Consider the following 9,961-nt stretch of genomic DNA (forward strand, 5'->3'; position numbering starts at 1 on the left):
AATCAAACGAAAAGGTCTACATTCTCCTTTAAGAAATTTTGAAGGGTGATGGCCATGACCGAGATGCCCGCGGCCGGGCGTGCCCCGCTGCCATTGCTGGATACCGAGGTGCTGCGCACCTTCGTCGCCATCGCCGAGAGCGGCAGCTTCACCCGGGCCGCCCGACAGGTGTTCCGCACCCCCTCGGCGTTGAGCATGCAGATCAAGCGCCTGGAGGAGACCCTGGGCCAGGCGCTGTTCGTGCGCGAGGCGCGCCGGGTGCGCCTGACGCCGGAGGGCGAGGTGCTGTTGGGCTACGGGCGCCGGCTGCTCAAGCTCAACGAGGAGGCGGTGACCCAGTTCCTGGCGCCGTCCCTGGAGGGGCGAGTGAGCTTCGGCACCACCGACGACGTGGGCACCCGCATCCTGCCCGGCGTGCTGGCGCAGTTCGCCCGCTCGCACCCGGCGGTGCAGGTCGATGTGATGGTGGGCAGCAGTGCCGCCATGCGCCAGCGCCTGGAGGCCGGGGAGCTGGACCTGATCCTGGTCACCGCCGGCATGCAGGGGCAGTCGACACAGGCTGAGATCGTGCACAGCGAGCCGCTGGTGTGGGTGGGGCGCGAGGGCGGGGTCGCCGCCCAGCGCTCGCCGCTGCCGGTGGCGCTGGCCAATCACGGCTGCCCGTGGCGCAAGGCGGCACTGGACGCCCTGGATCGTGCCGGCCTGAGCTATCGCGTCGCCTACACCTGCGAGCACTGCGCGGGGCAGGAGGCCGCCATGCTCGCCGACCTGGCGGTGGCGCCCTTCCCCCTGGCGCTGACTCGCCCGCCGCTGCGTCGGCTCGACGGCGAGTCCCTGCCACCACTGGGCGACTACCAGGTGGCGCTGGTGCGCCGGGACGGGCTCGGCGAGGCCGGCGAAGCGTTGGCGGCGCGGGTGATCGAGGCCTTTCGCGACCTTCGCGGTTAGGCGTCGCTTGCCGATGTTCGGGCCCGGATCAGGTCGCGTACCCAGGGCCAGGCCTCCGGATACTCCTCGCCGTCGAGAATGAACTCCTGGCCGCGGGCGACCGCCTTCAGTTCGACCTGGTCGGCGTGTTTTCGCCAGCGCTGCCGGTTGGCGTGGTAGCTGAGGGGCGTGCGGTCACCCTCGGGATAGCACCAGGCGGGCAGCCGCCAGTGGGAGGTCTGTGTCGCACCGGGGGCCGTCAATTGACGCTGTGGCGCGAAGCGCGGAAAGGCGCCGGCGCCCGGCAGCGTCTCGCCAAGCCCTTCACATAGCCCCTCGAGGCGCAGCCGCCGGCTCGCCAGGTAGACCACATTGTTGGGCTCGCCTGGCCGCTGGAAGTGCGGGTGATAGGTCGCCCAGGCGTAGTCGCTCGAGCGGGCCTCGTCCACCGGCACCACCGACTCGACCTGCAGCCAGCCCCAGATGAGGTGGCGGGGGCGGGCGTCGGGCACCCAGCGCCAGGTCCCATTCAGGCGCTCGACGCGCCGGAAGAGCCCGAAGAACAGGAACAGATCCCCGGGGCCGACGCCGTGGTTGCGCAGATGGCCCTGGGCCGGGCCGGTCTGCCCGAAGATCGGTCGCCAGCCCGGTCGGCGGGGCAGCATCGCCTCGATCAGGTCGGGATCGAGATGGGCGCCATCGTCTTGAGTGATTTTGCCCCGGGTGAGGGGCGCGACCAGGTCGCCGAGGGTGGCCCCGTCAAAGGCGATATCCCGGTAGCGGATGAGCGACTGGCCATCCGGAATGGGCAGGGCGAGTAGCCGGCCATCGGGGAAGATGGGGCTGGGCACGCCGCCGGCGGAGGAGTCGAAGCCCTTGCGGCTCAGGATCAGTTTCATCCCCTCTCCGGCTCAATCCTATCGGGTCGATAGTGGATTTTTCTCTTTACCTGAAGTCGGCTTGAGGTATTAGCCTGCGGTGCATGGTCGCCCTTGGCGATCACCTCGTTCACCACGGCAGGGTGCCGCTCGGCAAAGGAGTTCAGGGCATGAATGCTACCGTATCCCCGCCCCATGAGTCCGCCTCCTGGGAGGCCTCGCCTCTCGATCTCGCGGCCTATCTGGCACGCATCGACTACCAAGGGCCACTGACGCCCAGCCTGGAGACGCTGCGCGCCCTGCAGCGGGCGCATCTCGTGGCAGTGCCCTTCGAGAACCTGGAGATCGTCACCGGTGGCGAGATCCGGCTCGACATCGAAAGCCTGCAGGACAAGCTGGTGCGGCGCCGGCGTGGCGGCTACTGCCACGAGCAGAACACCCTGTTCGCCACGGTACTGGATCGGCTCGGCTTCCGGGTCGAGGGGCGCAGCGCGCGGATGCTGATGGGCGATGACGAGCGCAAGATGACCGCCGTCGGCCATACCATGCTGGTGGTGAGCGTGGCGGGACGCGACTGGCTGGTCGATGTCGGGGTCGGCAATGTCGGGCCGCGCGAGCCGGTTCCGCTGGCGGCGGGTAGCGAGGTGCGCCATGGCCCCTGGCAGTACCGGATGGAGCGCTCACCGGTGGGGCTCTGGCTGCTGCGCTACAAGCGCCACGATGGCTGGTTCAATCTCTACCAGTTCAGTGACGAGCCCTATTTCCGGGTCGACTACGCGGATCACAACTATCATGTCTCCCATCACCCGGACTCGCCCTTCGTTCGGCGCATCGTGGCCCAGTACAACGGGCCGGAGGAGCGCCTGGCGCTCACCGATCTGGAACTGAAGACCTTCCGCCCCGGCGAGGCGCCGGAAGTGCGTCGGATCGAGGCCGCCGAACTGCCCGGCGTGCTGCGCGAGCGCTTCGGGCTGGTGTTGGCACCGGAGCAGGAGGTCGTTCTGCGGCGGCGCGCCGAGTCGCTCGCCGGGACCTCGTCGGAAGGCGAGCAACTCGGTACCTGAGAGGCGGCCGGGTCGCCCTGGTTCAGTCGGGCCGGTAGCTGCCGACATCGGCCGAGAAGCCGATCGCCATGCGGTTCCAGACGTTGATAGCGCAGATCGCCAGGGTCAGATCGACCAGCCCGGCCTCCGTGAAGTGGGCGCGGGTGGCGTCGAACAGGGCATCGTCGATGCCGCTTCACGGCGGTGACCGGCCTCACGCCGAGCGCGTACCGCCGCCATGTGCGGTGGCGCGAAGGCGAGCGGGGCCCTGTGGCCCCGCTCAATGGTATTCGGCCATCCCCTTCGCCAGATCTTCAACCATAGGTGGGCCGTTGCGGCCAGCCCGGTGGCGAGTCCTCGAAGTCCTCCTGGCGCCCGTAGGGCGTGCGGTCGAGCAGCGCATAGGCGTTGGTGAGGCTTTCGCAGCCGCGGGCATAGCTGGAGTAGCTGTGGAAGACCGTCTCGTCGAGGCGGAAGAAGACGCTCAGGCCGTGGCATTCGCCGCTCTGGAAGTGGGGCTCGTCGCTGCGCGCCTCGAGTTCCGCCTGGCGGCGGTAGTTGTACTCGGGCGGGGCGATCGCGGCGTCCAGGGTGACATGGAAGTCGTAGTTGAAGTCGCTGCCATGGGACGAGACCCAGGGCCAATGCCAGCCGCGTTCGGCCCGGTAGGCCTGGAGCCTGGCCAGCGGCGCCCGGGAGACCAGCACGAAGCGGGTATTGCGCTCGCCGAGCAGGGCGAGATCGCCCAGCGCATCGACGAAGCCGGTGCAGCCGGGACAGCCCTTCTCCCACGCCGGATCGAACATGAAGTGGTAGACGATCAGCTGGCGCCGCCCGTCGAAGAGGTCGAGCAGGCTCGCCTCGCCCTCCGGGCCGTCGAAGGCGTAGGCCTTGTCGAGTTTCACCATCGGCAGCCGGCGGCGCTCGGCGTTGACCCTGTCGTACTGACGGGTCAGGGCCTTCTCGTGCTCCAGCAGCGCCAGACGGTCAGCGAGCCACGCCTCGCGCTCGACGATGGGGGGATGGGGTACGTCGTTCATGATGGCGGCGCCTCCTTCTCGCAGTTGATCATCCAGGCCACGCCGAAGCGGTCGACCAGCATGCCGAAACGCTTGGCCCAGAAGGTCTCTTCCAGGGGCATCTGGACCGTGCCGTTGTCGGCCAGGGCCGAGAAGAGCCGCTCGGCCTCCTCGGGGGTATCGACGCCGAGGGTGAGATGGATCCCCTTGATGCCCTCGTAGGGGACGGGGCACTCGGGAGGATTGTCGGAGCCCATCAGCACCTGGCCGTCCACCTCCAGCCGGGCGTGCATGATCTTGTCGTGGGACGCGGCGGGCATCGCCTCCTCGGCGGGGGCCTCGCCGTAGGTGTGCATGGCGACGATCTCGCCACCGAGGCAACGCCGGTAGAACTCGAAGGCGCTGCGGCAGTCGCCGTCGAAGATCAGGTAGGCATTGAGCAGCATGAGAGAATCCTCTTCGTCGTGGAAGTGAAGGTGATGGGACGAGGGCATACAGGAGTCGAACGGGACAGGGGGCTTTCGACAGTCTGGTTCATTCGCCCCGCGAATGAGTGGGCTCAGCCGGCCAGGCGCATGGCCTGGGCGGCGGTTAGGCCGATCAGCAGCGAGGCCAGCATCGGGACAGCCACCCGCCAGGCGGTGTCGCGGGTGCCGAAGGCGCCGGCGAGGCCCGCCTTGACCAGGTTGTTGGTGGACGCAGCGAGGATGATGCCCAGCACCGCGGTTCGGGGTGCGATGGCATCCAGCGACATGCGGGTCAGCGAGAGGGTGATGGCGTCCACATCGGCCAGTCCCGAGGTAGTGGCCAGCAGGTAGATGCCGACATCGCCCAGGAGGCCGCGCAGCCATTCGCCGAGCAGCATGATCGAAGCCAGCAGGGCACCGAAGAGCAGCGCAATGCGCAGCTCCAGGGGGTTCTTCACCAGGCCGGGGCTCTCCGTCACGCTCTCGCGGTGATGACGGCGCCAGATCCACAGCGCCGGCAGGTAGAGCACCAGGGCCATCAGGGCGACCGGCAGCCAAAGCATCGTCAACAGCCCGGGACTGATCACCGCGGTGTAGAGCAGGATCCGCGGGAACATGGTGCCGCAGGCCAGCAGGATGCCGGCCGCCAGCAGCGGGGCATGGGCCGGGGCCAGGCGTGACTGGCGGGCGAAGTGCAGGGTCAGGGCGGTGGAGGAGCTGAGCCCGGCGAACAGGCTGGTGAAGAGGATGCCCTTCTCGGTGCCCCCCACGCGGATCGCGAAGTAGCCGACGAAGGAGACCGAGGCGACCAGCACCACCATCCACCACAGCTCGTAGGGGTTGAGGACCTCGCCGGGGCCCATGGGGCGGTTGGGCAGCAGCGGCAGCATCACCACGCTGATCACCAGCAGCTTGAGGCCGGCATCCAGCTCGTGGGCCTGGAGCCGGTTGAGCAGACCATGGATCTCGCGCTTGTTGTCGAGGATCAGTGCGGTGGTCACGGCACAGGCAGTGGCCACCGCCAGGTCCACGGCCACCGCCACGGCGCCGAAGCAGAAGGTGAGCAGCAGACCGATCAGCCCGGTGATGCTGTAGTCCGGCGGGTCACCTAGCCGGGCCCGCCAGGCCACCAGGGCGCTGGCGGCCACCGCCACGAAGATCAGCGGGAAGGCCCAGCCGCTGAGCTCATCCGAGAGCAGTGCGGCGATGCCGCCCAGCAGCCCCACCAGGGCATGGGTGCGTACGCCGGCGATGCGTTGACCGGCGCGCTGCTCGCGCGCCACCCAGCCGCGCTCGATGCCGATCAGGGCGCCCAGCAGTAGGGCCACCGCCAGCCGGATCAGCGGCTGGTTGGCATCGAGGAACTGACGGGTGACCTCTTCCATGGGCGAGCGGCTCCCGGGGTGCTTGTTGTCAGGGTGGCTCTCCCGACAGGCCCTGGCCAGCGGGGTCGTAGCATATCCAGGATGACGATCGGGCCCTGAGCGTGACGGGCACCGCCAGTGAGATCCCTGGATGGGCCGGGAGGGTGACCGTTCGGGGCGTGCATGTTGCGATGCGGCATGGAGGCGTCGAGAGCGTCTAGTCTTGAGGGAAAGAGGCTAGCGGAGGAGCGACAATGCTCAAGGCGGTATTGCTCGATATCAGTGGCGTGCTGCACGAGGACGGCGAGGCCCTGCCCGGGGCGGTGGCGGCGGTGGCGCGGCTGCAGGCCGAGGGGCTGGCGCTGCGCTTCGTCACCAACACCTCGCGCAAGACCTCGGCGGCGGTCTGCGAGGAGCTGCGTCGACTGGGTTTCTCGTTGAGACCGGAGCAGGTGTTCACCGCGCCGGGGGCGATTCGGCGCCACCTGGTCGCCCACCGGCTGCGCCCCTACCTGCTGATCCATGAGGCGCTCGAGCCCGAGTTCGCCGACCTGGACTGCGAGGCGCCGAACGCCGTGGTGCTCGGCGACGCCGAACAGCGTCTGGATTATGCCCACCTCGATGCGGCCTTCCAGCTGCTGCAGCGGGGAGCGCCGCTGCTGGCCGTGGGCACCAACCGCTACTTCCGCCAGGCGGGGGCCTTGCACCTGGATGCCGGTCCCTTCGTCAGGGCATTGGAGTACGCCGCCGATCTCGAGGCGCTGGTGCTGGGCAAGCCCTCGGCCGACTTCTTCCGCGCGGTGCTCGAGGATGCCGGGGTGGCGGCCAGGGAGGCGCTGATGGTGGGGGATGACGTGGAGTGCGACGTGGCCGCCGCCCTGGCGGCGGGGCTGTCGGCCTGCCTGGTGCGCGCCGGCAAGTACCGGCCAGGGGATGAGGCCCGGGCGCCGGGGGCGCGCTGTGAGGCGAGCCTGGCCGAGCTGGTCGAGGCCCTCCTCACCCAAGGCTAGCCGGGACGCGCGAGGCGACAGCGCGGCGGGGCGACGCTCAATCGTGGAAGTGGTCGCGCATGCGCTTGGGCGCCTTGTCCCGCCAGGCGGCGATCAGTGCCTCGCGGACCTGCGGGTGCTTGGCGGCGGCCAGGTAGATGCTCATGCCGCCCTGACGACCCCACTCCCCTTCGCTTGGCTGGAAGTGCTCGGTATCCGCCTCGGCGAACCGCTGGCACTCCTCGGGCGGGAGCAGTACCGTGCCCCAGCCGGTGTCGGGGTGGCCCAGCAGGGCGAAGATCCTGCCGCCGACCCGGAAGTCGGGATGATCCATCTCGGCATGTTCCACGACGCCTGGCAGCCCCAGGGCGAGTTCACGAAAGTCGGCATCGGTCATTTTGCTCCTCCGGTATGGCCCCGATAGGGACTCGATTACAGCGTAGAACCCCGGGGCCGATCTTCACCTGCTGTTCATCTGATGCTTTCGCTAACTTGTGACCTTGACCCCGTGCACCCTGCCGACGCAACGTCTGGCCGGGTGGGAGGCCGCTGACGCTGCCCGGTACAAAGATGGCAGGGTGGTGCGCTGGCTGCCATTCTGAAGAGACGCCCTCATTCACTTACCGCTCCGGCATGCCGGACGGTGGCCACCGGAGATCTCATGACCTCGATGCTGCCTGCACTGCTGCGCTACCCGTGGGTACTCCTCTGTCTCCTGCTGCTTGCCTGGCCCGCTGGGACTACCGCCGCCCGGGAACTGGCGGTGGATCCCGACACGATGGTGGAAGTCGAGGTGGCCACCGTCGGCACGGCGGGCCTGACCGGCGTGCCGGTTGTGCTGCTGCGTGAACCGGGCGCTCGGGAGGTGATCCCGATCTTCATCGGCGTGACCGAGGCGAACGCCATTCTGCGCGCCCTGGCCGGCGAGCGCCCGCCGCGGCCGCTGACTCACGAACTGCTCGGCGATGTGCTGGAGGGTGTCGAGGCGGTGCTCTCGCGGGTCTACGTGGACGCCCTGACCGACAGTACCTTCCTGGGCATGCTGGAGTTGACCCTGTCCGGCCGCGACGAGCCGGTGCGCATCGATAGCCGCCCCAGCGATGCGATTGCCCTGGCGCTGACCGCCGGGGCCAGCATCCACGTGGCCCCCGAGGTGTTGGAAGCGGCTCGCCAGATCGAGTACCAGGGCTTCGACGACCAGGTGGTAGTGGCGCTGGGTATCACCGTGACCCCGTTGGATGACGACCTGCGCGAGGCGCTGGGGCTGCCGGACCGGACCGGAGTGCTGGTCAGCGACGTAAGCGGCGAGGCCGCCGAGGCCGGGCTGGCGCCCGGCGACCTGCTGCTCGAGGTCAACGGCGAGACCCCGGAGAGCCCGCTCAACTTCCTGGAGCTGGTGCGAGACACCTCCGAGGGTGAGCCGGCCCGGCTGCGGGTCTGGCAGCAGGGCGAGATCTTCGAGGTCGAGCTCTCCACCGAGGTGCCCACCCCCGTGCCACGGCGCCGTGCGCCGGAGCTAGAGGCCTGAGGGGGCTTGGCTAGCGTGCCCCCTGACCTGCCACCGGGGGAGTCTTCAAGGCGAAAGGACTGCCCCATGCTGTGCTCAGGGTAGGCGCCCGGTGAGCACGGCTTACCAGGCAGGCCTTGGCCCGGATATTGCGAAAAGTCGCTCGCACCCTCGCTTGCCCCTTGATCCCACAGACTTTTCTCCCTCACTCGACCGTACACCCCGGTACGGCGCTCGACCGGGATAAAGCCTGTGAAACCAATTGGCTGCACGATCATCGCGGCGCCTGGTGCAATATCCGGGTTAGCCGGTGAAAGTTGCTGCCAGACCCGGATCCGCAGGGTCTGGCAGCAGCGCCCGCTGTCGGCTGTGCCCGACCATGTCCGACGCGGCTAGCCGCAGGATCGGCTATCCCCCCTTCCCCTGCACACCCCCTCCGCAGAGCCCTGGATCGAGTTGCCCTCGGCGCGCGGCTGGAGGCTCCTTGCCCTGCCGCTGGCCGAGGCGGCGTTGCGCCTGGCTGTCCACCGCTTGACTGTCCACCGCTTGACGGGGGGCGCTGCTCCACTCGTCCTGCTGATGGCAGCGCTGTGGCCTATGCAGCCCTGGAGGGGATTCAGGCATCACTGCCTGCCAGAGGTATACGAATCGTTACCTTAAACATGAAAAAAATTGGAGTATTTCGTTCATTGGAATGAATAAAAATAAATTGAAATTTCTAAATCATTGATTTTTATGAAGATAAAAGTACTATTCATCTAGCGCTTTTTGTGATCAAGAAATACAATGCGTAACAAAGCTTTACTAAAACCACCTTGCGGTTCATGCTTCCTTCCAGTAGCGACAGCGAAAAATAACGCATCGATCGGAGCTGGGTCATATAGGAGGGAACTATGAATATAAGAAACCGGGGAGCTTTCGTGACGGAGCATAACCCTCAGACATTGCTTTTTATCGACTATATTAAAAATAATGCCGACTGCATTGTGTCGCTGATATCGCCAAGCAATCAAGAAGCAAAAATTGATGATGACGTGTCCTTGGTGCTTATTGATGTCAATCATGTGAATGAAAGAGGGATGCAGAAGTGGCAGGAGCTGCTTTCCAGTAACGACAAGGTATATGTTGCGGCCCTTAATCTCAATGATGAGCAGCATGCGGCCGAACTGTTGTCCTATATGGACTTTTCCGGGGTTTTCTATCGCACTGACTCCCTTGAGATGATCTGCAAGGGCATCGGTCGGCTTCTGGAGGGGCATCTATGGATGTCCAGGTCGCTGATGACCCGCCTGATCAAGCTGTTCCGGAAGCAGTCGCTTAATTCATATCGCCCCGCTTGTGGCTTGACTCAGCGAGAGGTCGAGATTATCGGGTTGCTGGGTTCGGGGGCCTCCAACATTCAGATTGCTGACCGACTCTTTGTCAGTGAGCATACAGTGAAGTCTCATCTCTATAACATCTTCAAGAAGATTAGTGTTAACAATCGAACCCAGGCCGTTAATTGGGCCAGGCAGAATCTCGGTGCTCCGCCCCCGCTTTTCCAGCTTCAACGTCGTAGGGGGGAGAAAGCATGCAGCAACGATTTTACTTGATAGTCACTGCTAAGTGACAGCACCTAAGTCTTTGCGCATAATGGGCACTTTGTTTTCCGCAGCACCAGGACGTGCACATGCGACACCGCTTAGTTGCCTCTCTCACTCATGCCGAGCAGGAGGCTCTGATTGACGCTTACCGGTACGCTGAAAAATTCACGCTGCGCCAGCGTGC

At 66.3% G+C, this 9,961-nt stretch carries 10 protein-coding genes; 5 read left to right on the forward strand and 5 right to left on the reverse strand.

Annotation, left to right across the window (positions count from 1 at the left end; genetic code table 11):
- The first annotated feature begins 54 nt into the window (after positions 1–54).
- On the forward strand, positions 55–948 hold the full coding sequence (locus J5F18_RS05480) for a LysR substrate-binding domain-containing protein (protein ID WP_346301315.1): 894 nt from the start codon (positions 55–57) through the stop codon (positions 946–948).
- Here J5F18_RS05480 and J5F18_RS05485 read toward each other — a convergent pair.
- Positions 945–1,826 carry a hypothetical protein gene (locus J5F18_RS05485; RefSeq protein WP_346301316.1) on the reverse strand — a complete coding sequence of 294 codons (882 nt, stop codon included), beginning with the start codon at positions 1,824–1,826 and terminating at the stop codon, positions 945–947. The genes J5F18_RS05480 and J5F18_RS05485 overlap by 4 nt on opposite strands.
- Positions 1,827–1,975: 149 nt before the next feature.
- Here J5F18_RS05485 and J5F18_RS05490 point away from each other — a divergent pair, with 149 nt between their 5' ends.
- Entirely contained in the window at positions 1,976–2,869 is an 894-nt protein-coding gene (locus J5F18_RS05490) for an arylamine N-acetyltransferase (RefSeq protein ID WP_346301317.1), read from the forward strand.
- Between the two features lie 293 nt (positions 2,870–3,162).
- Here J5F18_RS05490 and J5F18_RS05495 read toward each other — a convergent pair whose 3' ends face one another.
- The 3 genes from J5F18_RS05495 to J5F18_RS05505 form a co-directional block, all read right to left on the reverse strand.
- Positions 3,163–3,888, reverse strand: coding sequence for a DUF899 domain-containing protein (locus tag J5F18_RS05495; RefSeq protein ID WP_346301318.1), 726 nt, complete (start codon positions 3,886–3,888; stop codon positions 3,163–3,165).
- The gene (locus tag J5F18_RS05500) at positions 3,885–4,313 is read right to left on the reverse strand and encodes a VOC family protein (RefSeq protein WP_346301319.1); all 429 of its coding nucleotides are present in this window, start codon (positions 4,311–4,313) and stop codon (positions 3,885–3,887) included. The genes J5F18_RS05495 and J5F18_RS05500 overlap by 4 nt, the downstream gene beginning before the upstream one ends.
- A gap of 113 nt (positions 4,314–4,426) precedes the next feature.
- The gene (locus J5F18_RS05505; protein WP_346301320.1) at positions 4,427–5,719 is read right to left on the reverse strand and encodes an MgtC/SapB family protein; all 1,293 of its coding nucleotides are present in this window, start codon (positions 5,717–5,719) and stop codon (positions 4,427–4,429) included.
- Positions 5,720–5,952: 233 nt separating this feature from the next.
- On the opposite strand from J5F18_RS05505, the gene J5F18_RS05510 reads away from it, so the two are divergent.
- On the forward strand, positions 5,953–6,708 hold the full coding sequence (locus J5F18_RS05510) for a TIGR01458 family HAD-type hydrolase (protein ID WP_346301321.1): 756 nt from the start codon (positions 5,953–5,955) through the stop codon (positions 6,706–6,708).
- A gap of 37 nt (positions 6,709–6,745) precedes the next feature.
- Here J5F18_RS05510 and J5F18_RS05515 read toward each other — a convergent pair whose 3' ends face one another.
- Positions 6,746–7,084, reverse strand: coding sequence for an MmcQ/YjbR family DNA-binding protein (locus tag J5F18_RS05515; RefSeq protein ID WP_346301322.1), 339 nt, complete (start codon positions 7,082–7,084; stop codon positions 6,746–6,748).
- Positions 7,085–7,348: 264 nt separating this feature from the next.
- Between J5F18_RS05515 and J5F18_RS05520 the strand changes: the two genes are divergently transcribed.
- Entirely contained in the window at positions 7,349–8,215 is an 867-nt protein-coding gene (locus J5F18_RS05520; RefSeq protein ID WP_346301323.1) for a bifunctional nuclease domain-containing protein, read from the forward strand.
- A gap of 872 nt (positions 8,216–9,087) precedes the next feature.
- The gene (locus J5F18_RS05525; protein ID WP_346301324.1) at positions 9,088–9,786 is read left to right on the forward strand and encodes a LuxR C-terminal-related transcriptional regulator; all 699 of its coding nucleotides are present in this window, start codon (positions 9,088–9,090) and stop codon (positions 9,784–9,786) included.
- Positions 9,787–9,961 lie beyond the last annotated feature (175 nt).

This window comes from Halomonas sp. BM-2019 (assembly GCF_017584085.1).

Excerpts from the sequence above, each read along its gene's own strand:
- J5F18_RS05480 (WP_346301315.1), top strand. The coding sequence starts at position 55 with ATGACCGAGATGCCCGCGGCCGGGCGTGCCCCGCTGCCATTGCTGGAT.
- J5F18_RS05485 (WP_346301316.1), bottom strand. The coding sequence starts at position 1,826 with ATGAAACTGATCCTGAGCCGCAAGGGCTTCGACTCCTCCGCCGGCGGC.
- J5F18_RS05490 (WP_346301317.1), top strand. The coding sequence starts at position 1,976 with ATGAATGCTACCGTATCCCCGCCCCATGAGTCCGCCTCCTGGGAGGCC.
- J5F18_RS05495 (WP_346301318.1), bottom strand. The coding sequence starts at position 3,888 with ATGAACGACGTACCCCATCCCCCCATCGTCGAGCGCGAGGCGTGGCTC.
- J5F18_RS05500 (WP_346301319.1), bottom strand. The coding sequence starts at position 4,313 with ATGCTGCTCAATGCCTACCTGATCTTCGACGGCGACTGCCGCAGCGCC.
- J5F18_RS05505 (WP_346301320.1), bottom strand. The coding sequence starts at position 5,719 with ATGGAAGAGGTCACCCGTCAGTTCCTCGATGCCAACCAGCCGCTGATC.
- J5F18_RS05510 (WP_346301321.1), top strand. The coding sequence starts at position 5,953 with ATGCTCAAGGCGGTATTGCTCGATATCAGTGGCGTGCTGCACGAGGAC.
- J5F18_RS05515 (WP_346301322.1), bottom strand. The coding sequence starts at position 7,084 with ATGACCGATGCCGACTTTCGTGAACTCGCCCTGGGGCTGCCAGGCGTC.
- J5F18_RS05520 (WP_346301323.1), top strand. The coding sequence starts at position 7,349 with ATGACCTCGATGCTGCCTGCACTGCTGCGCTACCCGTGGGTACTCCTC.
- J5F18_RS05525 (WP_346301324.1), top strand. The coding sequence starts at position 9,088 with ATGAATATAAGAAACCGGGGAGCTTTCGTGACGGAGCATAACCCTCAG.